The sequence below is a fragment of the Paenarthrobacter sp. TRD_SC_7 genome (genome assembly GCF_056156245.1).
Genome location: NZ_CM149587.1, coordinates 1,322,935 through 1,347,750, shown reverse-complemented (window position 1 = coordinate 1,347,750; position 24,816 = coordinate 1,322,935). Strand labels below are relative to the sequence as shown.

Genomic DNA, 24,816 nt, shown 5'->3' with positions numbered 1-24,816 from the left:
AGATCAGTCCGTCAGTTATGAAGCCTGAATCAGGCGTTCTGCTTGATGAGGTCTTCGGCTTCCTTGAACCATGCATCCGCTGCGCCATCCAGGCTCAGCTTGCCATAGTTCAGTTCGGAACTGACGCGCTTGAAGGAGGCTTCAAGCGTGCCGAAACCGACGATGGGGGGCTCGGGGGCGTCCTTGAGGTACTTCTCGATGGACTTCTCGTAATCCACCACCAGCTTGTCAGTACCTTCGAAGGTGGTGCCGTCGCGCTGGGTCTTCGACGCCGGGACACCGCGGGAGGTCTTGAAGATCTGGCCAACCTCGGGATCGTTGACCATGAAGTCGATAAAGCGGGCAGCGGCATCCTTGTATTTGGTCTTGGCGCTGGCCACCATGAGCATGGAGGGCTTGAGGAACAGGCCCAGGTTGTCCGGATCATCAGACGGGACCGGCACCAGCTTGAGTTCCTTGGCGCCGCTGTCGCCCAGGTAGCCGGCCATGAAGTTGTCCCACGTGACTTCACTGGCAGTGACGTTGGAGCCCATGGCGGACTTGGGGGCAAGCTGGGTGACCCGCTCTTCAGGAACTAGTGCGGGGGTGCCGCGAAGCTCGGCAGTGGTGTTCCACCACTTCTTGAGGTCGTCCTTGGAGAAGCCCAGCTTGCCGTCGGCGGTGAAGGCCTGAATGTTGTTCTGGCGCAGCCAGATGTTGAACATCCACCACACACCGGTGTAATCGGTGCCGCCGTACAACGCTCCGTTGCCCTTCTGTCCTGCCTCGAGCATGAACGCGTTGAACTCTTTGTAGGTCCACTGTCCATCCGGCTCGGCAACGCCCAGGCTCTGGAGCTTGGCGGGATCGTAGTAGACCGCGAAAGCGTTGGTGCTGGTGGGGATGCCATAGGTCTTGCCGCGGATCTGACCCGAGGGGAGGAGCGACTTATCGAAGGCGTCCGTGTTGATTTTCACGGTGCTGAGATCAAGGAGCTGATTCCGCTGGCCGTAGTCGCGCAGGTAGGAAAGGTCCCACTGCATGACGTCCGGCAAGCCGCCGCCGGCAGCTTCCGTGGCGCGCTTCTGCCAATATCCGGCGAAGTCAGTGAAGTTGCCGTTCACCTTGATGTCCGGGTTTTTGGACTCGAACAGGGCAATCGCCTTGCGGGTACGCTCCGCCCGGTCATCGTTGCCCCACCAGGTGTAGTTGATGGTGACGGGGTTCTCCGCGGAGCCCGTCTGCCCCGCGGTTGAGGACTGGCCACAAGCGGAGAGGAACGCGGCAGATGCAGTGCCGAGAGCCACCGTGGTGAGGAATTTCCTTCTATCGATCATGAGAGCCTCCTTGCTCAGTTGGTGCAAGCTTCCGAGTTCTCTACAACGTGGCAGTGATCTCGCTTACACTCGTTCTGAATCGATACAATATCCCTAATCGGGATCCTGGGCAAGCGTTTTCCAAAGATCGCATTTTCACCGGTACGCTGCACTCATACCTTCAGTAGCATCAGTACCAGCACTGCCAACCTGACGAAGGAGTCCCCTTTGACCTCCCCCGAAATCCCCCGCAGTCCGTCCGTCTGGAGTAGCCTCGACGGCCTCGCTTACGGCGGCGACTACAACCCGGAGCAGTGGCCGGAAGACATCCGGCTCGAGGACATCGAGCTCATGAAAGAGGCCGGCGTCAACTTTCTCAGCGTCGGTATTTTCTCGTGGGGCCTCCTGGAGCCCACTGAAGGACACTACGATTTCGGCTGGTTGGACGATGTCATGGACAACCTTCACGGGGCCGGCATCAAAGTGGCCCTGGCAACAGCCACTGCTTCTCCCCCTGCTTGGCTGGCCCGCAGATACCCTGAGATTCTCCCCATCACCGCGGAAGGAATCAGGCTGGAGCGGGGCTCACGACGCCACTACACGCCGTCGTCGGCTGTGTACCGCAGGTACGCCACCGCCATGACCCGCGTGCTCGCCGAACGATACAAAAATCACCCGGCCCTGGCGCTCTGGCACGTGGACAACGAACTTGGCTGCCACGTTGGCGAGTTCCATGGCGAAGAAGATGCAGCCGCTTTCCGGGCGTGGCTGGAACGACGATACGGCTCCATCGAGGCCCTCAACGAGGCCTGGGGTACGGCGTTTTGGTCGCAGCACTACGCTTCCTTCGACGAAATCATCCCACCGGGGGCCGCGCCCACCACCCTCAATCCCGGGCAGCAGCTGGACTTCGCACGCTTCAACTCCTGGGCCTTCATCGACTACTACCGCGAGCTGCTGGCCGTCATCCGCGAGGTCACCCCCAACATCCCGGCAACCACCAACTTCATGGTCTCCAGCGCCACCAAAGCCCTGGACTACTTCGACTGGTCCAAAGACATGGACGTGATCGCCAACGACCACTACCTCGTGGCTGCGGACCCGGAGCGCGAAATCGAGCTCGCTTTCAGCGCCGACCTCACCCGCGGGGTGGCGGGCGGCGAGCCGTGGATCCTCATGGAACATTCGACGTCGGCGGTGAACTGGCAGCCGCACAACCAGCCCAAGATGCCCGGCGAAATGCTCCGCAACTCCCTCACGCATGTAGCCCGCGGCGCCGACGCCGTCATGTTCTTCCAGTGGCGGCAAAGCAAGGCCGGCTCGGAGAAGTTCCACTCGGCCATGGTGCCCCACGGCGGCCGTGACACGCAGGTGTGGCGGAACGTGGTGGATCTCGGCGACGCGTTGTCCAAACTGGAACCAGTCAAGGGCTCCCGCGTGGAATCCCGGGTTGCGATCGTGTTCGATTACGAAGCCTGGTGGGCCTCGGAGTTGGATTCGCACCCGAACAACTCGCTGAAGTACCTCGATGCCATGCGCGCCTTCCACCGCTCCTTGTACCTGCGCGGGATCACTGCGGACTTCGTGCACCCGTCGTCGGACCTGTCCGGATATGACCTCATTCTGGTGTGCACTTTGTACTCCGTGACGGACACTGCGGCAGCCGCGATTGCTGCCACAGCGGAGGCCGGTGCCACGGTGCTTATCAGCTACTTCAGTGGCATCGTGGACGAGCGGGACCACGTGCGGCTCGGCGGCTACCCGGGCGCCTTCCGCGAACTATTGGGGGTGCGGAGCGAGGAATTCCACCCGCTCTTCCCCGGCACGTCGGTCACGTTGAGCGACAGAACAACGGGATCCGTGTGGAGCGAGCACGTACACGCTTCCCAGGACACGGAGGTTCTGGCAACTTTCACCGACTACCCGCTCAACGGCGTCCCGGCCCTGACCCGGCGCACCGTCGGATCAGGTTCGGCCTGGTACCTCGCCACGCTTCCCGACGCCGATGGCATCGACTCACTCACCGCGCGACTGGTGGAGGAAGCAGGGGTGACGGCCGCGACCGAGGCGTCTTCCGGCGTCGAAGTCGTCCGGCGGCGCGCTGCTGACGGCCGCAGCTTCCTGTTCGCCATCAACCACAGCCGGGAAGACGTCACTGTAAAGGCCGACGGCGGCGAGCTGCTCAGCGGCGCCCGCTTCACTGGAGTAGTCCCCGCCGGAGCCGTGGCCGTCATCGCGGAAGACTGACCCAAGTAAGTAGCAGATGATGCCGTTCTGACGCGTCAGAACGGCATCATCTGCTACCCAGTTGGGTGGGTACGCGAAATGGTGGGAACACGAAAAACCGCGCCCCGAGCGGATCACGAATGATTCGCCCGGGACGCGGTTTCCGTTTCGAAGGGGCTAGCTGATGGCGGACTTCATTTCGTCCACGGCCTTCTTGCCTGCTTCTTCCGCCGTGAGCCTGTTGAACATGACCTCGGAGGTGTAGCGCTTGATGATTTCCTGGATGGCGCCTGCGCCCTTCGGCGGGGCTGCCGGAGCCTCCCCGAGTTCTTCCTTGATGGCGCCGATGAAGTCGACCACCTTCACGTCTGCCTTGGCCAGCTTGGGAGCAATTGCCTCGCGGACTTCAGAGTTCGGGTACACGCCGCGGTCAGCAAGGAGGATCTCGCCGGCCTTGACGTTGTTGGTGAGGAAGTCGATGAACTTCGCTGTCTCTTCAGGGTGCTTGGTACGTGAGGAGGCGGACCAGAACTGCGATGCCTTGTACCAGAGCCCGGCATCTTCGGCCTTACCCGTCTTGGACGGGAAGCGGAGGATCTGCAACTCGCCGCCGGCAGCCTTTTCAAGTGCCGGAAGCTGGTTGGACCACCAGAACGCCATGCCGTTCTTACCCGTGGCGAGGCCGCTCTGATCCAGCGGGGCTGCTTCAGCTTCAACGATTTCCGAGGCGGTAGGTACCGCCTTGTTTTCGCTCATCTGCTTCAGAAGTTCCCAGTAGCCCTTGATGTCCGAGGGTTCGAAGCCAAGCTTGCCGTCCTGGGTGTAGAGCGACTTGCCGTTCTGTCGCAGCCACACGCCAAGGGAGGCCTCATCCGTTCCGTAGGCAGCCGCGCCGTACGTTCCCTTCGGGGACTTGGCGGTGACCTCGGCCGCAATGCGTTCGAAGTCCTCCCAGGTCCATGTCTTGTCGTCAGGAAGCGGGACGCCCGCGGCTTGGAAGACTGCCGGGTTGGCGAGGATGGTGGCGGCATTGATGCCCGCGGCGATGCCGGTCAGTCCGTCCTCGCCCTTGCCGGCGTTCAACGCGGCCTCATCCAGCTTGGACGTATCGATGTCGTACTTTGAGAGGTCCAGCAGTGCGCCGCGGGTGGAGTATTCCGTGATGTACTTCTCGTCCATCTGAATGATGTCCGGGGCATCGTTGGCCGCAACCTGGGTGGCCAGCTTGTCCCAGTAGCCACTCCAGTCGCCGTACTCGGGCTTGATCTTGATGTTGGGATTCTCGGCCTCGAAGGCTGCTATTGCTTCCTGCGTCAGCTGGGCGCGCTTGTCCCCACCCCACCATGAAAAGCGGAGCTCCACCTTGCCATCGGCACTCTTCGCTTCGGGCCCTCCGCCGCTACCGCAGGCGGTGAGGGCGAGGACTGCTGCAGCTGTGGCCGCAACGAGGGCGGAGGCACGAAGCCTGCGCTTGGCCTTGGGCGCTGATGGTCGGGTTTTCGAGGCAGTTGCGGGGGCGGCTGCTTCACCCTTTGGATTTACCGGCACTGTTGTCTCCGATCTTCTTTGATCTTGATGCGAACTGAGAAAGCGTTTTCCCGTTGCGATTATGATACAAGTCACAATCTTGTATTACAAGATACTGACTTGTTCTAGTTGTTTATTTGATGCCTGTGGTGGCGATGCCCTTGATGAGGAACCGCTGGCCGAAGAGGAAGACCAGGAACACCGGGAGCAGGGACACGATGGACATCGCGAAGAGCGATCCCCAGCTGGTTGCCGACTGTGAGTCGACGAACGCCCGAAGAGCAACAGGCACTGTGAACATGTCCGGGTCCGTCAGGTAGATCAACGCACCGAAGAAGTCGTTCCAGGTCCAGATGAACGTGAAGATAGTGGTGGTGGCCAGGGCCGGAACCATCAGGGGCAGTATCACGCGGAGGAAGATCCTGGGGTGGCCGGCGCCGTCAATGCGGGCCGCCTCATCAAGGTCTTTCGGAATGCCGCGAATGAACTGGACCATCAGGAACACAAAGAAAGCGTCCGTAGCAAGAAGTTTGGGCACGATGAGCGGCCAGAACGTGTTAACCCAGCCGATCTGCGAGAACAGGATGTACTGGGGCACGATCACCACGTGGAACGGAAGCATAATGGTCAGCAGCATGATGCCGAAGAAGATCTTCTTGCCGCTGAACTGCAGGCGGGCGAAGGCATAGGCGGCCATGGAGCAGGAGATCAGGTTGCCAAGGATCGAGCCGAGGACCACGATGGCCGAGTTGACCATGTAGTGCCCGAACGGGTGCGTAAGGGCAGACCAACCATCGGTGTAGTTGCTCATCTCCAGGCTCTCCAGCCACAGGCCGGGTTCGCGGAAGATGAGGTCGTTGGGTCGCAGGGAGGAAACCACCATCCACAGCAGCGGGTAGATCATCACCCCGCCCACAATGATCAGGATGGCGTGCTTGACCAGGCCCTTGATACGGGCGCTGCGACTGAAGGCCAGGCTGCCTGGAGATTCGCGGCGTCGCGGGCTCTTGCCCGGCTTGGGTGCCGGAGAACCGGAGGCGGCGGGGAGGGTCTGGAGTTTAGTCATCGTAGAACACCCAATACTTTGAAGCGATGAAGTTGATGGCGGTGAAGACGCCGATGATGACCAGCAGGAACCAGGCCATCGCTGAGGCGTAGCCCATATCAAACTGGCCGAAGCCCTTTTGGTACAGGTACAGGGTGAAGAACATGGTGGAGTCGGACGGGCCGCCGTTGCCGCCGGAGACGATGAACGCCTGCGTGAACGACTGGAACGATCCGATGATCTGAAGCACCAGGTTGAAGAAGATGATGGGGCTCAGCATCGGGAGGGTGATCCGCCAGAACTGCTGCAGCGTGGTGGCGCCGTCAACCTTGGCGGCTTCGTAATACATCACGGGAATCTGGCGAAGGCCGGCCAGGAAGATGATCATGGGGCTGCCAAAGGTCCAGACGTGCAGCAGGATGATGGAACCAAGGGCGGTATTGGGGTCAGAGATCCACCCGGGTCCCTCAATGCCAATCATCGCCAGGACCTGGTTCACCAGGCCGGTGGTGCCGAAAATCTGCTTCCAGAGGATGGCAACTGCAACCGATCCGCCCAGCAGGGACGGCAAGTAGAAAATGGAGCGGTAGAACGGCAGTCCGCGCAGTCCCTTGTCCAGGACCAGGGCAATCAGCAGGGCCACACCTAACTGGAGCGGCACACCCACCAGCACGTACGTGAACGTGACGCGGAGCGAGTTGTGAAGGCGGGCATCGCCGAACATGCGGACGAAGTTATCCAGCCCCACCCATTCCGGTGGCTGCAGAAGGTTGTAGTCCGTGAAGGACAGGTACAACGACATCAGCATAGGTCCTACGGTGATGGCGACCAGGCCGATCAACCACGGAAGGAGGAAAATGTAGGCGGCTTTGTTGTCGCGGCCGTTCGCCTTCTTCTCTTCTTTGGACATGGGACCCTTGCGCCGGGTCATCGTGGAGAGTTCGCCTATAGCGCTCATTGCTTCCCCCTCGCCGGAGCGCGAACGCCTTGCGGCGTCCCCGTGCGTAGTACAGCGGCCATGTGGTCTCCTTTGGTCATCGTGGCCATCCACGGAATACAAGTGTGGTTGGTGCTTGCCGTCCAGGACGCCGCCATTGCTATGGCGCTACCCCTTTGAAGCGCCAGGCTCCAGGTCCCGGTGTTCAGCGGCTCCGTACCAAAGTAAACGTTTTCTTGACCCATGTACAGTCTTTTGCTAATTTTTGAGAAAGCGTTTTCTTACGAAGTCGCTTGAACTTGTTTTCCACGCTGAAGAAACCCTGCGTGCGCTACCGCACACCCTTCCGCATCGATAAGGCAGGACACTATTGTTTCCCACCAACTCCGCCTGCCATGACCGCCGTTGACATGGCAGCATCCCCCACCCGCCCCAGCGCAATGGCTGGCTATGAGGATTGGCCGGCCTACGTCGCCCGGAACCGGCCCACCGCTGACTCCAAGGCAGCCGCGCAGCTCGCTGACACACTCGGCGTACCCGCCGTAACACCGGACCTTGAGTACGCAGTGCAGTCCGAATCAGAGCACGACGGCGTCATCACCTCGCGTCTGCAGTGGCAGTTGGGTTTCGGGCCAAGGACGTCCGCGTGGTTCGTGCGGCCGGCCGGCGCCACGGGGCCGCTGCCCGGGTTGCTCGCCCTGCACTGCCACGGCGGGATCAAGGCCTACGGTGCTGAGCGACTTGTGTCCCTGCCCGACGGTTTGGACAGTCCCGACAGCGGCGCGAGCTCGGGCGAGAGGCCCCGCAGTGCCCCCGGTCCTGCATTGCTTGGGTTGCCGCCCCTCGATATCAGGGCAAAGCTCTATGGCGGCCGGGCACTTGCCACGTGGTTGGCTCAACAGGGCTTCGCCGTCCTTGCCCATGACACTTTCATGTGGGGCAGTCGCCGATTCGGGCTCGATCCCCTTCCTTGGCGGACCGCCAATGCCGTCAGCGGCCAGAACGCACTCTGGCGGGAGGCCGGCGTCGAACCTTCCGCAGCGGAACGGTTCAACGCAGCGGCTGCCGCCCACGAGGAAATGGTGGCGAAGGCCGCAATGCTGATCGGCACCAGTGTCGCCGGGACCGTTGCGCACGACGACCTCGCGGCATTGGGTGTCCTCGCATCGCTTCCGGGCGTGGACATGGACCGGCTTGGCTGCGTGGGCTTCTCGGGCGGTGGCGGGCGGGCGATGGTGCTCGGTGCGCTGAGCCCGCTGATCCGCAGTTACGTGGTGACGTGCATGATGACCACGTTCGGCTCGCTCCTGCCCTCCTACCTGGACGCACACTCTTGGTTACTGCACACTCCCGGGCTGGCCAAGCTCGGGGATTGGCCGGATCTGGCAGTCCGCTCCGGTGCCACGGTCCTGGTCCAATACGGGCTGGCTGATCAGCTTTTCCCGGAACAGGGAATGCGCGATGCCCATCACCACCTCCTGAAGAACATGCCGGCCCGCTACACGGGCAGCTTTTGGCAGGAACCCCACATTTTCACGCGGGCAATGCAGGACGAGGCCGCGTCCTTCCTCACCGCAACCCTGCAGCCCGGCCAAACCACCAGTACACCCACACCTGATTCCACTAGGACATACCAATGACACAACCCCTCACCGCCACCACAGCGGGGGGCAATGCCCGGCTCCCTCGCATCGCACTCGTGGGCGTGCACGGCTTCGGCGAACGGCACCTCGGTAACCTTGCCCGCCTGGGTGCTGACCGCGCCCTCGAGCTGGTTGCCGTGGCCGATCCGCAACCCCCGGAAGAGGGAACGCTCGGCCCCGACGTCGCGGTCTTCGCTTCCCTTGACGAGCTTTTGGCTGCGGGAACCGCCCCGGATGTCGTCATCGTCTCCACACCTATCCAGACGCACGCGCCGCTTGCCCTCGCTGCCCTCCAAGCCGGGGCCAACGTCTACCTGGAGAAGCCACCGGTGGCGTCCATGGCGCAATACGACGACGTGATGGCAGCGGCCGCGGGCGCGGGCAGGCTGGTGCAGGTGGGTTTCCAGAGCCTGGGTTCAGAGGCCCTGCCTGCCATCGAAGCCCTGGTGGAATCCGGCGAAATCGGCGAAGTCCGCGGCATCAGCGCCACGGGGCAGTGGCTGCGGAGCAAGGCGTACTTTAAGCGGTCCCGATGGGCCGGGAAACGCAGCATCAACGGGACCGATGTGGTGGACGGAGTGGCCACCAACGCTTTGGCCCACGCTGTGGCTACCGGACTCCGGCTGGCTGGCGCCCGGACAGTGGCGGACGTTGAATCCGTGGATACCGACCTTTACCGGGCAAACGACACCGAAAGTGACGACACCTCCGTGGTGAAGGTCCGGATGGCGGGTGGCACTGCGTTGACGGGCGGTACTGTCCTGACCTGCGCCTTGACGCTCTGCGCTCCCGTGCAGTCCGCGCCGTCGGTCACCATTTACGGGACGCTGGGGCAGCTCACGCTTTTCTATACGGAGGACCGCTTGGAGGTCACCTCTCCACGGGGTGTCCGGACCGAAACCTTCGGACGGACCAACCTGCTGGAGAACCTGCTGGCTGCCCGCAGCGAGCAGGATCTCCTCAGCCCGCTCTCCGGGGCCGGCGCCTACATATCGGTCCTGGAGGCCATCCGAACGGCCAATGCACCCCGGGACATACCTTCGGACTTCATCACTTGGGAAGGCACCGGCGACGACGCGCACGCCGTGGTGCATGGCATCGAGTCGCTAATCCGCCGGGCAGCCTTGGGGCAGGCCACGTTTGCTGAGCTCGGCGCGCCTTGGACCTTATCCGGCGGACCCACTTTGGATATTGACGGCACGCCCGTCGCAACTTTGCAGGACGGATCCCATATCCGGCCTACTTCGTCGCCGCGGCCCTACCTGCACCCCGTGCGGACGCTCGCCGGCACCGTGGTTACAGATCACATCCCTGAGGACCACGTATGGCATCTCGGAGCAGGCGTGGCCCTCCAAGATGTGGACGGAATCAACTTCTGGGGCGGCCGCACTTACACCCGCGAGGCCGGGGCATACGTCTGGCGGAAAGACCACGGAAGTATCGTGGTTGAAGCCGCGGACCACGCTGACGGAGAGCGGCGCGAACAGTTGAGCTGGCTCGGCCCCGACGGATCACCAGTACTCCGCGAACAGCGGGAGTGGCGGTGGGCCGCCGTCGGAAATTCAGCGTGGAAACTCACGTTGGACTTCACGCTGGAATCGGCCACGGGGAGTCCGGTGCTGCTGGGCAGTCCCGGCTCCAACGGGCGGCCGCAGGGCGGTTACGGCGGTTTCTTCTGGCGGCTGCCGAAGGTTGGCGACGCCACCATCTGGACTCCTGGTTCGAGGGGCGAGGACGCCGTACACGGCAGCGTTGCGCCGTGGCTGGCTTGGTCCGGAACGTTCGACGCCGGAACCGCCGGAGCCTCGCACGTCACCGGCGATCCCGGGCTGGGCCATCCGGCCACGCTCGTGTTTCTTGCAGCGCCCCAAGCGCCTGACCCTTGGTTCGTGCGGCACTCGGGCTATCCCGGCGTCGGACTGTCCTTGGCGTGGGATGCGCCCGTATCCGCGGAACCCGGGCATCCGATCCACCGAACGGTCACAGTGATCATCGCGGACGGCTTTTTGGCAACACAAGACATTGAACAGCTCATCACTACTTTGGGGGAACCGGCATGACCACGCCTACTCAATTCACGCCATCTCTGACTGCGGTCACTGCGCCCGGCAACGTCGCCGACCGCGCAGTAAAGCGGCGGCGGGTGTTAGACATTCTGGACGCTGCGGGTCGCGACTCGCTATTGCTCACAACCAACACGGCCCTTACCTGGTACCTGGACGGCAGCCGGGTCCATATCAGCCTGGCCGGCGACCCCATCGCAGCCCTCCTGGTAGACCGCTCCGGCGACCACTTGGTCACATTCAACAATGAGGCCGGACGGATCGCTGCAGAGGAATTGCCGGACGGCGTCAGCCTGGACACAGTTCCGTGGCACGGCCAATTGCATGCGGCCGCGGCGCACCTGGCCGTTGATGGCAACCCGCTGGCGGAAGCGGCCGTGACGGCCGAGCTTCGCGCAGCCCGGCAACAACTCCTGCCCGCGGAGACAGCCCGTTACGCCTCACTTTCCGCCGACGCAGCCGCAGCCATGACGGACGTCCTCATGAATGCGACCCCGGAAACCACGGAATTCCACCTCGTCTCCGAGTTGGCCGCGAGGATCGTGGGTGTGGCCGCCGAGCCGCTTGTCCTGCTCTGCAACGGTGCTTCACGCAGCGACTTCCGCCATCCACTCGCCACGCATGCGCCCATTGGACGCCGTGCCATGGCCGTGGTGTGCGCGCGGCGGAACGGCTTGGTTGCCAACGTCACGCGTTGGGTAGCGTTCGACGCCGGCGCTCCCCGCGAGCTCGACGCCGAGGCACGCATCGCCGCTGTTGAGGCCGACATCTTCCGAGCCACTGTCCCTGGTGCCCGCCTCAACGAAATCTTGGCCGAGATCAAGTTGGCCTATGCGCGGCACGGCTTCGGCGAGGACCAGTGGACGCTTCACCACCAAGGCGGACCCGCAGGCTACGCGGGCCGCGATCCCAGGGTCACCGCTGACGTCACGGATACGGTGGTGCTCAACCAGCCCTTCACGTGGAATCCGTCCGGGCCCGGCGTGAAGATCGAGGACACGGTGCTGCTCACGGAGTCCGGCCTGCGCGTCCTGACCACCGACCAACGTTGGCCGACCACCCAAGTGGACGGCCGCCGTCGACCGCTGACGCTGCGCCCCTAACACCTGCACCCAATGCGAAAGGGGCGGGGTCACCATCGCGGTGACCCCGCCCCTTTCGTGCGCCTACCCAATTAGGTCGCAGTTAAGCGCGTTTTGAGGGCTCAAAACGCGCTTAACTGCTACTTAGTTGGGTGAGTTAGCTGAGAGTCAGCACGCCGTCCACGCGCCGGGGGATGCCCAGCGGGTTGGCTTCGTGCAGGGCCGGGTGCAGGACAGTCTCCGGAGCATCCTGGTATGCCACCGGACGCTGGAAGCGGCGCACCGCAGTAGCGCCCACTGAGGTGAACAAGGACGTCGTGGCCGGGTATGGGCCACCATGCTGCTGCGCCCAGTTCACAGCAACACCTGTGGGCCAGCCGTCGAAGAGGACCCTGCCGGCGAGACCGCTGAGTTGCTCCACAAGCGCGGAAACGTCCTCGCCCGGCTGTGCGTGCACTGTGCCGGTGAGGCTGCCCGGGACCTTCGCGAGGGCCGCGGTCAGTTCCTCCTGGTTGGCGTACTCGATGAGCAAAGTGGTGGGGCCGAAGCACTCCTCCAACAGCTCCTCGGGCCGCTCCAGCACGTTGGCCGCACTCGTGGAGAAGACCACCGGTGCGGCGCCGTCCGCCAAGCTGTCCTGCTGCACCGTGCCACTGACGACGGCGACGCCCGGCTGCTCGGCAACGTTCCGCAGCCCGTCCGGGTATGCCTCCGCGATGCGCTCGGTGAGCATGGCGGCCGTCGGCTTGTCCTTGCTCGCCTCCGCCACTTGCGACGCGAAATCCGTGCCCGCCGGGATGAACACGAGCCCCGGCTTGGTGCAGAACTGGCCTGCACCCATGGTGAAGGAACCAGCCAGGCCCGCTGCGAGCTGGTGGCCGCGTTCCGCGAGCGCGTCCGCCGTGATGACCACCGGGTTCAGGCTGCCGAGCTCGCCATAGAACGGGATCGGCTCCGGACGGGAGGAAGCGAGATCGAATAATGCGCGTCCGCCAGGGATGGATCCCGTGAACCCGACGGCTTTGATGGCGGGATCCTGCACCAGGGCTGTGCCTGCCTCGCGGCCGCTGACCAAGGCGAAGATTCCTTCGGGCGCCCCTGCCTTGGCCAAGGCTTCGCTGACGATCTCGGCAGTCCGCTCAGACAAGCGGAGGTGTCCCGAGTGAGCTTTGACGATCACCGGGCAGCCCACCGCCAGCGCGGATGCGGTGTCGCCACCGGCCACGGAGAAAGCGAACGGGAAGTTCGACGCCGAGAACACGGCTACCGGACCGATCGGACGCAGGATGCGGCGCAAGTCGGGCTTGGGCGGGGTGGAGGCAGGGTCAGCGTGGTCAATGACCGCCTCAAGGTACGAGCCCTCAGTGATCACGTTGGCGAACAACCGGAGCTGCCCGCTGGTCCGTGCTACCTCGCCCGTGAGCCGGACAGTGCCCAGGCTCGTCTCGGAATCGGCAATAGCCACCAGTTCAGTGACATTGGCGTCCAGGGCGTCGGCGACGGCGGTCAGCCAGGCTGCACGCTCCGCGTCTGTCGCTGCTGCGGTCGCCTTTGCAGCTTCGGTGGCTGCGACCGTGATGGCTGTCAGGTCAAGAGTTGCTGTACTCAATGCGGTTTCCTTTAGTCTCGGGGGCAGCGCCCTCAAGGGCGACACTCTCAGGGGCGGCGGTCTCAATTGCGGGCAGCTGTGCCGGCTGTCCTGTGAATTCGAAGCCAAGCCCGGGACAGCCTGTGCTGCTGAGCCTGCTTCTTCCGGTGCTGTTGCTGATCCGGACAGGCGAGGGCCCGGCCAGAATGCCTAGCTGCCCGAAGGAGGCGTCTTCCACGTCCTCCACGCTGACGGCTTCGGCGAGGGTGAGAGCCAGCTGCCCGGACAGTTCCGGGAGCAGGTGCGGCGCCACCCTGATGCTGTTGGCCCGGGCCAACTCAACGATCCTGCGGAACGGGGTAATGCCGCCCACGCGGACGATGTTGGGCTGGATGATGTCCACCGCTTCAGCTTCGATGAAGTCACGGAAACGGTAAACGGTGTGGACGTTCTCCCCCAGGGCAATGGGCACCGGCGACTGCTTACGCAATCGCCGGTAGGCCCAAAGGTCATCAGCGCGGATGGGTTCTTCCAGCCACTCCAGTCCGTACTCCCCCAAAACCTCCAAGGCACGGAACGTGTGGGCCAGGTCCCATCGCTGGTTGGCGTCGATCATGAGCAGCCGGTCCGGGCCTATGACCTGCCGGACAGCGGCAACGCGCTCAACGTCTTCCCGGAGCTCGGGCTTGCCCACCTTGATCTTCACGGCATTATGCCCGGCGGCCACCCATCGCTGGGCCTGCTCGACGAGCTGATCCAGCGTGTAATGGAGATTCACGCCGGAGCCGTACACCTCCACGGATTCCTGGCGTTGGCCAAGAAGCCCTGTGACGGACGTGCCCGCCTGCCGTGCTTTCAGGTCCCAAAGGGCGAGGTCCACACCCGACATCGCGATAGTGGTGAGGCCTCCCCCACCTGCTTCGTGCAGCCGCTTCCAGAGCTGGTCCCAGACTATTTCCGGGTTGGCTTCCAGACCCACGACGAACGGAGCGATGTCGTAGTCCAGGAGGGCCTTGACTGCCTGGGGACCAATGGTCGGTGTCCATGAGAAACCGTGGCCCGTGCCGCCGTCGTCCGTGGTCAGTTCGGTAACAATCACATGGTTTTCGGGCGCGTCAACACCCCAGCTGCGCAGCAGCGGGACCGTGATCAGCCTGCTGGTGAGGCCCGTAATGCGGGCCGGCATCAGCTGCCGGCCAGCTCGTGGCCCTTGGCCAGGATGGACTTGAGTTCCAGTAGTTGTTCCTCGGAGGGGTCCACCAAGGGCGGACGAACCGGGCCAACGGGAAGCCCGGCCAAGCGCAGCCCTGCCTTGATGAGGGAAACACCGAAGCCCGGAGTCTGGTCACGGAGACGGACGAGCGGAGCGTAGAAACCTTCCAGCAAGGCGTGGCGGCGCTCCTCGTCTCCAGACACGTACGCGTCGTAATAGGCCTTGGCGATTTCCGGGGCCATGGCGAACGCGGCCGAGGAGTACAGGGGAATGCCGAGGCCGCGGTAAGCACCCTGGGTCAGTTCGGCCGTCAGCAGGCCATTGAACAGGGCAAAGTCAGTGCGGCCGCTGGCGTTGATCGCGGAAACAATTTCCTGGGCCAGGCCGACGTCGCCGATTCCGTCCTTGAAGCCAACCACCTTCGGGTTGGCCGTAAGTCGGGTAATGGCTTCTGCGGTGAACTTGGCCGTGCCGCGGTGGTACACGATGACCGGCAGGCTGCTCGCGGCGGCAATGGCCTCAACGTAGGCCACAACGCCGTCGGTGGGACCGGTGACCAGGTACGGCGGGAGCACCAGGAGGGCGTCCGCACCGGCTTCCTCGGCCACCTTGGCTGCAGCAATAGCGTGCCCCAAGGGCCCACCTGCGCCGGAGACTACAGGTACGGCTCCCGCAACGGCCTCGACGGCGGCAGTCACCACAGTACGGATCTCCTCAAGTGAGAGCGCATGGAATTCGCCCGTGCCGCACGCGGGGAACACACCGCCCGGGCCGAACGGAAGCCGGGAGGTGATGTGCTCCTTCAGCAACGCCACATCCACGGTGCCGTCTTCGGCGAAGGGAGTGACGGGGAAGAACAGTACGCCGTCGAAGTTCATGGTGTCTCCTTGGTTGCTCCCGCCGGAACCAAGCCGGCGGGGATCTCGTCATTGAGTGCTGCGTGTTCGTTTGCTGCTGTGTCTTCGCCCTCGAATGGCGGCGTAAGTTCGGTGCGCCAGGTTCTCTTCGGCTCCCAGCCCAGGAGTTCCCGGGCTTTGTCGATGGAGAACGCCGGGCTGGTACCCGTCAAGTTTTCAGTCAGTGGTCCGCTGCCAGGCAGGAATCGCGGGAACAGACCAGCCAAAGGTGCTGTGGCCAAAGCATCCTTCGCGCCAACGAAGAACACCTCGCCGTTAGGGATGGCATCCATCTTGTCCAGCAGCACGTCCAGGAAGTCAGCTACGTCCCGCGCGTCCACATAGTTGAACAACGCCGGGGCCGAAAGTGCCGGATCCTGCAGCCGCTCACGGACCGTGTGCCCTTGCTGTGTCAGCGCGCCTTCCCACTCCTCCGGGGAGATGACGTAGCACGGACGGAACGCTGCGTACCTGATCTTGTTACCCTGAGCGGCAGCGAACATCTGCACGGTCTGCTCGGCGATCAGCTTGGACAGCGCGTACGCATTCCACGGCTTGGGCGGCGTCTGCTCGTTCAGAGGGAACGATGGCGGCAGCCACCCCGCCGGTGAACCATAGCCCAGGGCGGTAGGGCTGCTTGCCGTCACGATCTTGGGGACACCGGCGTCGGTGGCCGCGCTGACCACTGCATAGGCGAGCCGGGTGTTCGTGCTGAAAATGACATCCTCCGGCGCGCTGAAAGGCACGGTAATAGCAGCGAGGTGGATGACGGCGTCGGGCGCTGTTTCGCGGATGAGCCGCTCCGCCTCCCCCGGCGCCAAAAGATCTGCGGTGAACTGCTCGGCCCCGACCGGCAACTGCTCCGCCGGAATGGCGTCGCGGTCAACGGAGATCACCTTATGGCCTGCCTCCGCGAGTCCAGCCACAACGCTGCGGCCGAGCCTGCCGGAACCACCGGTGACGAAAATCCTGCTCATGGTCTTTTCCTTGCTTGGGTAGTGAACGGTCAGGCTTGGCCGCGGCTGAGATCAGCGCCGAGCCCAAGTTCACTGATGCGGACGGGAAGGTCGGTGTCCAAGGACTTGTTTCCGGCGATACCCACTGACACGGAGCGGAGGCCGTCGATGTAGCCGGAGGGGCGGCCCAGCGGGTCAACGCCCGGGCCATTGAAGAGGTCCGAAAGGAGCAGGTTGTCGCCGCCGCCGTGACCACCTTCGCCGTTGATGATCGGAACCTCGTAGGCTGCTTCCCAGTGGCGTTGAACCACCAGGCGCTCGCCGTTCCGGCGCACTGCGTCGTCTTCCTTGATGGGCGTGGCGCTCGGGTCCACTACGGTCTTCTTGTCGGTGCTGGACTCGACGGCGGCGCGTTCCACCACTTCGAGTTCGGCCCGGCCCTCGGTGCCGTTGACGGTGACGCGGTAGCCTTCCCACGGGCTGTGGGCGTTCAGGGAGTAGCTCAGCGTGGGGCCGCCTTGGTAATCCACCACGAGGGCGAGGTTGTCCTCAATGGTGATGCCCTCGGTGAAAACGTCCTGGTCACGGATGTAGCCGTCAAACTTTTCATTGTCGTAATACAGTGCCTTCAGGCGCTCGTCCTCGCGCATGTCCAAGCGGAACGGATCGTGCCCCAGGCCATCAACGGTGCCGCGCTCCGGACGGTCTCCCAAGCCTCGCTCGGCAGCATTCTTTTCGCCGTAGAAGCGCAGGCCACCCGAGGCGAACACGCGCTCCGGAACATCGTTGATCCACCAGTTGACGAGGTCGAAGTGGTGGGAGGCTTTGTGGATGAGCAGGCCACCGGAGTTCTTCTTTTCACGGTGCCAGCGGCGGAAGTAGTCAGCGCCGTGCACGGTATCCAGCACCCAGCTGAAGTCGATGGAGGTGACCTTGCCGATCACGCCGTTCTGGATGACTTCCTTGAGAGCGGTGTTGCGCGGCGAGTAGCGATAGTTGAAGGTCACCACCACGTTTTTGCCTGTCTTCGCCACGGCCTCGGTGATGCGGCGGCAGCCCTCCATATCGATGGTCAGGGGCTTTTCAACCACGACGTCGGCGCCCGCCTCAAGCGCTTCAACGATGTAGTCCGCGTGGGTGTAGTCGGGCGTCGTAACGATGACCCGCTCGATGCCATTGGACTGGATGAAGCTGGTGAGCTCGCCGGGGGCAAAGGAAGCCACCGGCTCAGTTCCGCCGAGTTCCCTGATCAGGTCCTGGTAGAAGTCCACGCGACCCTGGTTGACGTCCGAGAGCGCAATAAGTTCTGCGACATCCGCGTGCTGCCCGTAGATGGCCCGGATATACATCTCCGAGCGGCCGCCGGTTCCAATCAGGGCTATACGGGTCCGCTTGTGGGCCTGAGTCCGGGTGGTCGTTTCGGCAGATTGGGTCTTGTTTTCGGCTGAGTCGACGTTGACCATGTAGGTGCCCCTTTCAGGAAGGCAGGAGGGAACCGCTTGACGGCCCGGCTTCGTATGGGAAGAATCGTGAGAAAGCGTTTTCTCAGAGCGTTATAAGCTTTGTATCAAGACTCTGGTGGTCACGTCAACCACTGCTCCAACGACGGAGCATGCGGGAGGCGAGCAATGGGAAGGGGCCACATGGCACGCAGGAACACCAACAGGCGCGTCGGCATCGCCGATGTCGCAGAGAAGGCGGGCGTCTCGCACGCCACCGTTTCACGCGTCATGAACGGCAATGCTGCCGTGGATCCCGGTATTGCCGCCCGGGTCCGAGCCGCCGCGGTTGAACTGAAATACCAACCCAATCCAGTGGGGCGCAGCCTGGCACTCGGCAAGACAGACACCATCGGAATCGTTGTGCCGGACCTGGCCAACCCCACCTTCCAGGCCATCCTTCGCGGACTCAGTATCGCGGCGGCCCAGGACGGGTACCGCGTCCTCATTGCCGACTCATCGGAAGTCACCAGCGAGGAAGCCATCCTTGCGGGCGAGGCCCGTCGCCGCTGTGATGGCGTGGTCCTCTGCGCCCCCCGCATGAGCGATGCCGAGCTGGAGGAGTTGGCCCCCACCCTGCATCCGCTGGTGCTGATCAACCGCACCACCATTGCCACCAATACTCCGAGCCTGAGCGTGGACTACGGGCAGGGCATCCAGGAACTGGCGCAGCATTTGGTGACTTTGGGCCACCGCCGCCTGGTGTTCCTCTCCGGCCCGGAGCACAGTGCATCAAATCGCCAACGCTTGGTGGGCTTGGACCAATTCCGCAAGGAGCACCCGGACATCGAGTTGCAGATGCTCCACGGCGGATCCAACTTCGACTCGGGCCATGAGTCCACCGAGGCCATCATCGCCAGCGGCGCCACCGGCATCCTGGCATTCAACGACCTCGTAGCCATGGGGCTGCTCAGCGGGCTGCACGAACGCGGAGTGCGCGTCCCGGAAGACATCTCAGTAACCGGATTCGACGACATTCCGTTCGCCAAATACACCACTCCCCCGCTGACCACCGCCGCCGTGCCCATCAACGAGCTCGGTAGCCTGGCTTGGCGCAGGATGCGGGAACAGATCCAACAGGCCGGCGAAGCCACCACCCAGGCGCAGGACGAGTTCTCGCCCCGGGTGGAACTCCGCAAGAGCACCGCGGCACCGGCCCTCAAACCCGCGAGTTGACACTTGATGCCAATGTTCGCGCCGAACAATGGCATCAAATGTCATGTGGGCGAAGGGTTTGAGCCCACACCGGCCTCCTTGTAGAAGCCTTGAATGTGCGCGGCAACAAGCTCAGCTGCTTTGCCGCCGTCGTTATGGTTCACAGCGGCGAGGATGGCACGGTGCTCGGCCCGAAGCCTGCTGGACGTCGCATTCCAATCGGGCAGATTTCCGGTGAGCTCGCCGGCATAGTTCTCGATGGCGCCCCGGAGCGACGCCATCATGGCGCTGACCACTGAGTTGCCTGCCGCTTGGGCCAGCGCCACGTGAAAACGCGCGTCAAGGGCAAGGAATGAATCAATGTCCGGGGCACCATCCATCTGATCCAGCAGCTCCGCGGCCTCCATCAGCGCCGGAGCACCCACCTTGGCGCGTTCAGCCGCCCACGACTCCAAAAGGACCCGAGTCTCCACGATGTCCGCCACGGGAAGATGGCGCGTGGCTACATGCAGCCGAAGCGTAGAGCCGAGGGCAGAACCGGGCTCGGCGATCACCACAGTTCCAGCATCCTTGCCCGAACCTACGCCAGCGCGGACCACACCCATGGCTTCGAGGATCCTGACGGCCTCGCGCACCGAGGTCCGGGAAACCTGGAGTTGCTCGGCCATGGCACGCTCGCCCGGGAGCCGACCACCCAGGGCGAGGTCTCCATCAGACAGCTGCTTCTCGATCCATTGCAGGACCAACTCATGGGTACGCATACCGGAATACTAGTTGATGTGGTCCAACCACATGGATTACAGTGTGGTTAGACCACAGAATTCAAGGGAGAACCGCATGACCGACACCCTCGACCCCAAGATCACCGCCGCGCCCGCCAATGCCGGCAGCGACCAAAACGTGGCACGTGCACCACAGCCGCAGACCGGCGTCGTGAAGGCATCTGCCGTGCAGCCACCTGCACTGAAGCGCCGCGTACCCAAGGTTTCCGACCTGGCGCCGCTGATGCAGTTCAAGAAGCCCGAGTTCAGCAAGACCGCCCGCCTGAAGCGCGCCAGCACCATCTGGGAACTGCGGGACATCGCCAAGCGCCGCACCCCGCAAGCACCCTTCGACTACACGGACGGTGCCGCCGAGGAAGAAATCACCCTCCGCCGCGCACGCCAGGCTTTTCAGGACATCGAATTCCGCCCGGGCATCCTGCGTGACGTTTCGAGGATCGATCTCCGCACGGACATCCTGGGCAAGGAATCACGCCTCCCGTTCGGCATCGCCCCCACGGGCTTCACACGCATGATGCAGTCCGAAGGCGAGTACGCCGGCTCGCAGGCCGCGGAGGCTGCTGGCATTCCCTACACCCTGTCCACCATGGGCACCGCGTCCATCGAGGACGTCGCCACCGCCGCGCCGAACGGCCGCAACTGGTTCCAGCTGTACCTGTGGACGGACCGCGACCGTTCCCTCGAACTCATCGAGCGCGCCGCCAAAGCCGGCAACGACACCCTCATGGTCACCGTTGACACCGCAGTTGCCGGCGCCCGGCTCCGCGATGTCCGCAACGGCATGACCATCCCGCCCGCACTGACCATCAAGACCGTCCTGGACGCCTCTTACCGCCCGGCCTGGTGGTTCAATTTCCTCACTCACGAGCCCCTGACGTTTGCCTCACTCTGGCGCTACACCGGCACCGTGGCTGACCTCATCAACTCCATGTTCGACCCCACCCTGACCTACGAGGACCTCGACTGGCTCCGCGAAACCTGGAAGGGCAAGCTCGTAGTCAAGGGCATCCAGACCGTGGAAGACGCCCGCAAGGTAGTGGACCACGGCGCCGACGGCATCATCCTGTCCAACCATGGCGGCCGCCAGCTGGACCGCGCCCCCATCCCGTTCCACCTGCTCCCGGAGGTAACCTCGGCACTGAAGGCAGATAACAGCAAGGCTGCGGTCATGCTCGACACCGGCATCATGAGCGGCGCGGACATTGTTGCTGCGTTGGCCCTGGGCGCCGACTTCGCGCTGATCGGCCGCGCCTACCTCTACGGACTCATGGCTGGCGGACGCGAAGGCGTGGACCGCACCATCCAGATCCTCGAGAAGGACATGACCCGGACCATGGCACTGCTGGGTGTCAGCAAGGTGGCGGACCTCAACCCGGACCACGTGCGGCTGCTCCAGCGCTAAAACCACCCATGCAGGTAGCAGTAGAGGCCGTTTTGAACGCTCAAAACGGCCCCTACTGCTACTTAGTTGGGTAAGGGGTACTAGATCAGGCCCTGCGCCAGCATCGCATCGGCCACTTTGACGAAGCCACCGATGTTGGCCCCCACCACGTAGTTTCCGGGCGCACCGTATTCGTCGGCAGTCGCGGCGCAGCGATCGTGGATGCCCACCATGATCTCGGTGAGGCGCTGTTCCGTGTGCTCGAAAGACCAGGAGTCGCGGCTGGCGTTCTGCTGCATTTCCAGCGCGGAGGTAGCAACACCACCCGCGTTGGCGGCCTTGCCCGGTCCGAACAGGATCCCGGCTTCTTGGAAGACTGACACGGCTGAACGGGTGGAAGGCATGTTGGCACCTTCAGCCACGGCCATCAGGCCGTTGCTGACCAGCTTGGCGGCAGCCTCGCCGTCGAGTTCGTTCTGCGTGGCGCAGGGCAAGGCCACGGTGCCGTTGACATCCCACACCGAACCGTCGGAAACGTGGTTCGCTCCCGGCCGCCGTTCGGCGTACTCCGTGAGCCGCCCGCGCTCCACTTCCTTGATCCGACTCAAAAGCGCGACGTCGATCCCCGCCTCGTCCACGATGTAACCGGCGGAGTCGGAACAGGCCACCACGGTGGCACCGAGGGCCTGGGCCTTGGCGATCGCATGGATGGCGACGTTGCCCGAACCGGAGACCACAACGCGCTGTCCGTCGAAGGACTGGCCCCGGGTCTTGAGCATCTCCTGGGCGAAGATCACCGTGCCGTAACCGGTGGCCTCCGGACGAACCAGGGAGCCGCCCCACGAAATGCCCTTGCCGGTGAGGACGCCGGATTCATAGCGGTTGGTGATGCGCTTGTACTGGCCGAAGAGGTAGCCGATTTCCCTGCCGCCCACGCCGATGTCACCGGCCGGGACGTCGGTGTACTCGCCGATGTGGCGGTACAGCTCAGTCATGAAGGACTGGCAAAAGCGCATGATTTCGGCGTCGGAACGCCCGCGGGGATCGAAGTCCGAGCCACCCTTGCCGCCGCCGATCGGCATGCCGGTGAGCGCGTTCTTGAAGATCTGTTCAAAGCCGAGGAACTTCACGATTCCCAAGTACACCGAGGGGTGGAAGCGGAGTCCGCCCTTGTACGGGCCAAGTGCGGAGTTGAACTCGACACGGAAGCCACGGTTTACGTGGACGCGGCCGGCATCGTCGGTCCAGGGGACGCGGAAGATGATTTGCCGCTCGGGCTCGCACAGACGTTCAAGAACAGCGCCCTCAAGGAATTCAGGATGACGATCATGAACAGGGCCAAGGCTTTCGAAGACCTCAGTGACGGCCTGGTGGAATTCCTTCTCCCCCGGGTTCCGCGCCAACACAGTGTCGCGGACTGCTTCGAGCCTTGAATCCATGCGTCTTCCTATCCTCAGTGCGCCGGCCAGCGGCGAGACGATCAGTCCCGCTCATGGTTGCACCGAGGGATATAGGATCTCCATCCGGAGGCAATGTGACCCGGGTCAAGGAGTTAACACAACCGTAGAAAATCGTTGAAAACTCAAGGAAACAAGAGACCAACAAAAACTCACAATGTGAGAAGGATCACGTTAAGTCGTGGCAAGCTATCGCTTACGGCCGAACTTGGGCAGGTTCGGCAGATTCGGAAGATTGGCCAAAAGGTCAGCGGCCTTAGTTGCTGCCCGGCCCACGGTGCGGCCGATCTGCTGCGGCACGGTGTCGTCCGACGCCAGGTCCACAGAGACAGGGGTTCCGCTCGCGTGGACCTTCACTGCCTGACCTATGGCATCCGTGCGGGTGGTGGGGACCTCCGGGGCGAAATCAACTGCGTCCGCGGCAGCGGGGGCTGCTTCAGAAGGTGCGACGACGGCGGGCGCCGGGGTGCCGACGTCGAACGTTTCCAACCAGCTGGCCACGCCGGCGAGCGGCTTGGGATTCAGCGCGTAGAAGCGCTTCTGGCCCTGGGCGCGCATGCTGACGAGGTCCGCCTCACGGAGCACTTTCAAATGCTTGGAGATGGTGGGCTGGCTCGCAGCCAGTTCCTCCACCAATTCGCCTACAGCTTTATCCCCAGAGCGGAGGGAGACCAGGATGTCGCGCCTGGTTGCCTCAGCTATGACGGCAAATACGTCGTCAGTCACCATGCCTCCCACCCTAGCGACATATACGCCGATTGGCATCCCTGTTTCGTGGCGCTACGGACCCGAACCGTCAGTCGAACCAGGGATCCAGGCCATAGAGGGGGAAGATCTCTTTGCGCGTGGCAATGACGGTCCGGTCAACCTCGTCCGCGGGATCGTAGCCCACCTCCCAGGAGCGCCACCAGACATCCACGTCGTCACTCATCGACTCGGGGGCCCACACGCCGTACGTTTCCTTCACGTACGTCCGCCACGCTTCAGGCACGGGCGTACTGAGCGGCACCGGACGTTGCGTCACCATCCCGATCAGGTGGCTCCAAGCACGTGGCACAACACCGGTGACGTCGTAACCGCCTCCCCCGGTGGCGATCCAGCGGTTGTCGCAGTAGCGGGCAGCGAGGCCGGCGACGGCGGAAGCCGCCTCACGCTGTCCATCAACGCTGAGGTTGAGGTGCGTCAGGGGGTCGTCCCGGTGGGAGTCGCAGCCGTGCTGGCTGACAATGACTTCGGGCTGGAACGCGCCGACAAGCTGCGGGACCACCGCATGGAAAGCCCGCAGCCAGGCCGCGTCTCCGGTAAACGCGGGAAGCGCGACGTTAACCACAGTCCCCGGGGCGTTTGGTCCGCCGGTTTCATTGGCAAAGCCGGTCCCAGGGAAGAGGGTGAGGCCCGATTCGTGCAGGCTGATGGTCATGACACGGGGGTCGTTCCAGAAAATACTCTGCGTACCGTCGCCATGGTGGGCGTCGACGTCAATGCTCATGACGCGTTGCACACCGCCGTCAAGCAGCCTTTGGATGGCCATCGCAACATCGTTATAGACACAAAAGCCGCTTGCCCGTTCGCGTGCGGCATGGTGCATCCCGCCGCTGAAGTTCACAGCCCGGACTGCTTGGCCGGACAAGATGGTCTCAGCCGCCAGCAGCGAACCGCCGGCCAGGCGTGCGCTGGCCTCGTGCATCCCGGCAAACGCGGGATCGTCCTCAGTTCCCAGGCCGCGGTCCTCCTCCGGAGCCGAGGGGTCCACGCTGACGCGGCGCACGGCCTCCACGTATTCGCGGCTGTGCACGGTAAAAAGTTCGACGTCGGTTGCCACGTTTGGCGCCTCGACGGCCACATGCTTGTGGTTAAACAGGCCAAGGGATTCGGCCAGCCGCGCTGTCAGTTCAAGCCGTTGCGGAGCCATGGGATGACCCGGGCCAAAGTTGTAGGCAGTCATGGCTGGGTCCCACACCACCGTCGTTGGCAGTGCGGACCGCGTAATGCTGGAAGCCGTTGTTCCAAGCCGTGAGTTCATCCAGAACAGGCTACCTGAGCCCTGAGGACCCCACTGCCCGGTTACGCC

The 24,816-nt window shown here is 63.5% G+C and carries 19 protein-coding genes; 6 read left to right on the top strand and 13 right to left on the bottom strand.

All coding sequences use genetic code 11. The features are described from left to right. Positions 1 to 29 precede the first annotated feature (29 nt). Complete coding sequence (locus AC0J5Z_RS06685) at positions 30 to 1,316, bottom strand: ABC transporter substrate-binding protein (protein ID WP_475038343.1); 1,287 nt, start codon at positions 1,314 to 1,316, stop codon at positions 30 to 32. A 207-nt stretch (positions 1,317 to 1,523) separates the two neighbouring features. On the opposite strand from AC0J5Z_RS06685, the gene AC0J5Z_RS06680 reads away from it, so the two are divergent. Further along, positions 1,524 to 3,542, top strand: a complete 2,019-nt coding sequence (locus AC0J5Z_RS06680; RefSeq protein WP_475038341.1) for a beta-galactosidase — start codon at positions 1,524 to 1,526, stop codon at positions 3,540 to 3,542. A gap of 156 nt (positions 3,543 to 3,698) precedes the next feature. On the opposite strand, the gene AC0J5Z_RS06675 is transcribed toward AC0J5Z_RS06680, so the two are convergent. The 3 genes from AC0J5Z_RS06675 to AC0J5Z_RS06665 form a co-directional block, all read right to left on the bottom strand. Next, positions 3,699 to 5,069 (bottom strand): ABC transporter substrate-binding protein, encoded by a 1,371-nt coding sequence (locus tag AC0J5Z_RS06675; protein WP_475038339.1) that lies wholly within the window; start codon positions 5,067 to 5,069, stop codon positions 3,699 to 3,701. A gap of 112 nt (positions 5,070 to 5,181) precedes the next feature. After that, the gene (locus AC0J5Z_RS06670; RefSeq protein WP_475038337.1) at positions 5,182 to 6,114 is read right to left on the bottom strand and encodes a carbohydrate ABC transporter permease; all 933 of its coding nucleotides are present in this window, start codon (positions 6,112 to 6,114) and stop codon (positions 5,182 to 5,184) included. Beyond that, a complete protein-coding gene (locus AC0J5Z_RS06665; RefSeq protein ID WP_091470463.1) occupies positions 6,107 to 7,051 on the bottom strand; it encodes a carbohydrate ABC transporter permease in 945 nt (314 codons plus the stop codon). The genes AC0J5Z_RS06670 and AC0J5Z_RS06665 overlap by 8 nt, the downstream gene beginning before the upstream one ends. Before the next feature lie 374 nt (positions 7,052 to 7,425). Between AC0J5Z_RS06665 and AC0J5Z_RS06660 the strand changes: the two genes are divergently transcribed. From AC0J5Z_RS06660 to AC0J5Z_RS06650, 3 genes are read left to right on the top strand one after another with little or no spacing between them, the layout of a single operon-like run. Further along, a complete protein-coding gene (locus AC0J5Z_RS06660; protein ID WP_475038333.1) occupies positions 7,426 to 8,670 on the top strand; it encodes a dienelactone hydrolase family protein in 1,245 nt (414 codons plus the stop codon). Further along, positions 8,667 to 10,733 carry a DUF6807 family protein gene (locus AC0J5Z_RS06655; protein WP_475038330.1) on the top strand — a complete coding sequence of 689 codons (2,067 nt, stop codon included), beginning with the start codon at positions 8,667 to 8,669 and terminating at the stop codon, positions 10,731 to 10,733. Before AC0J5Z_RS06660 ends, AC0J5Z_RS06655 begins: the two co-directional genes overlap by 4 nt. Then, a complete protein-coding gene (locus tag AC0J5Z_RS06650) occupies positions 10,730 to 11,839 on the top strand; it encodes a M24 family metallopeptidase (RefSeq protein ID WP_475038329.1) in 1,110 nt (369 codons plus the stop codon). The genes AC0J5Z_RS06655 and AC0J5Z_RS06650 overlap by 4 nt, the downstream gene beginning before the upstream one ends. Before the next feature lie 136 nt (positions 11,840 to 11,975). Here AC0J5Z_RS06650 and AC0J5Z_RS06645 read toward each other — a convergent pair whose 3' ends face one another. Genes AC0J5Z_RS06645 through AC0J5Z_RS06625 form a run of 5 tightly spaced genes read right to left on the bottom strand, consistent with a single transcriptional unit; the run spans position 11,976 to position 17,934 of the window. Then, entirely contained in the window at positions 11,976 to 13,427 is a 1,452-nt protein-coding gene (locus AC0J5Z_RS06645) for an aldehyde dehydrogenase (NADP(+)) (RefSeq protein WP_475038327.1), read from the bottom strand. Then, positions 13,408 to 14,592 (bottom strand): mandelate racemase/muconate lactonizing enzyme family protein, encoded by a 1,185-nt coding sequence (locus AC0J5Z_RS06640; protein ID WP_475038325.1) that lies wholly within the window; start codon positions 14,590 to 14,592, stop codon positions 13,408 to 13,410. Before AC0J5Z_RS06640 ends, AC0J5Z_RS06645 begins: the two co-directional genes overlap by 20 nt. Continuing rightward, positions 14,592 to 15,497: a 5-dehydro-4-deoxyglucarate dehydratase gene (locus tag AC0J5Z_RS06635; RefSeq protein WP_475038323.1), complete on the bottom strand. Its 906-nt coding sequence runs from the start codon at positions 15,495 to 15,497 to the stop codon at positions 14,592 to 14,594. The genes AC0J5Z_RS06640 and AC0J5Z_RS06635 overlap by 1 nt, the downstream gene beginning before the upstream one ends. Beyond that, positions 15,494 to 16,492, bottom strand: coding sequence for an NAD-dependent epimerase/dehydratase family protein (locus AC0J5Z_RS06630; RefSeq protein WP_475038322.1), 999 nt, complete (start codon positions 16,490 to 16,492; stop codon positions 15,494 to 15,496). The genes AC0J5Z_RS06635 and AC0J5Z_RS06630 overlap by 4 nt, the downstream gene beginning before the upstream one ends. A gap of 29 nt (positions 16,493 to 16,521) precedes the next feature. After that, positions 16,522 to 17,934 carry a Gfo/Idh/MocA family protein gene (locus AC0J5Z_RS06625; protein ID WP_475038320.1) on the bottom strand — a complete coding sequence of 471 codons (1,413 nt, stop codon included), beginning with the start codon at positions 17,932 to 17,934 and terminating at the stop codon, positions 16,522 to 16,524. A 180-nt stretch (positions 17,935 to 18,114) separates the two neighbouring features. Between AC0J5Z_RS06625 and AC0J5Z_RS06620 the strand changes: the two genes are divergently transcribed. Further along, on the top strand, positions 18,115 to 19,146 hold the full coding sequence (locus AC0J5Z_RS06620) for a LacI family DNA-binding transcriptional regulator (protein ID WP_475038319.1): 1,032 nt from the start codon (positions 18,115 to 18,117) through the stop codon (positions 19,144 to 19,146). Between the two features lie 41 nt (positions 19,147 to 19,187). Here the strand turns inward: AC0J5Z_RS06620 and AC0J5Z_RS06615 are convergent, their stop codons facing one another. Next, a complete protein-coding gene (locus AC0J5Z_RS06615; protein WP_475038318.1) occupies positions 19,188 to 19,886 on the bottom strand; it encodes a FadR/GntR family transcriptional regulator in 699 nt (232 codons plus the stop codon). 76 nt (positions 19,887 to 19,962) lie between these two features. On the opposite strand from AC0J5Z_RS06615, the gene AC0J5Z_RS06610 reads away from it, so the two are divergent. Beyond that, a complete protein-coding gene (locus AC0J5Z_RS06610) occupies positions 19,963 to 21,309 on the top strand; it encodes an alpha-hydroxy acid oxidase (protein WP_475038317.1) in 1,347 nt (448 codons plus the stop codon). 80 nt (positions 21,310 to 21,389) lie between these two features. On the opposite strand, the gene gdhA is transcribed toward AC0J5Z_RS06610, so the two are convergent. The 3 genes from gdhA to AC0J5Z_RS06595 all read right to left on the bottom strand — a co-directional run bounded on the left by gdhA (position 21,390) and on the right by AC0J5Z_RS06595 (position 24,768). Continuing rightward, a complete protein-coding gene (gene gdhA, locus AC0J5Z_RS06605; protein WP_475038316.1) occupies positions 21,390 to 22,727 on the bottom strand; it encodes an NADP-specific glutamate dehydrogenase in 1,338 nt (445 codons plus the stop codon). A gap of 207 nt (positions 22,728 to 22,934) precedes the next feature. Beyond that, the gene (locus tag AC0J5Z_RS06600) at positions 22,935 to 23,474 is read right to left on the bottom strand and encodes an ArsR/SmtB family transcription factor (protein WP_475038315.1); all 540 of its coding nucleotides are present in this window, start codon (positions 23,472 to 23,474) and stop codon (positions 22,935 to 22,937) included. A gap of 67 nt (positions 23,475 to 23,541) precedes the next feature. Beyond that, positions 23,542 to 24,768 (bottom strand): acetoin utilization protein AcuC, encoded by a 1,227-nt coding sequence (locus AC0J5Z_RS06595; RefSeq protein ID WP_475038312.1) that lies wholly within the window; start codon positions 24,766 to 24,768, stop codon positions 23,542 to 23,544. Positions 24,769 to 24,816: the final 48 nt, after the last annotated feature.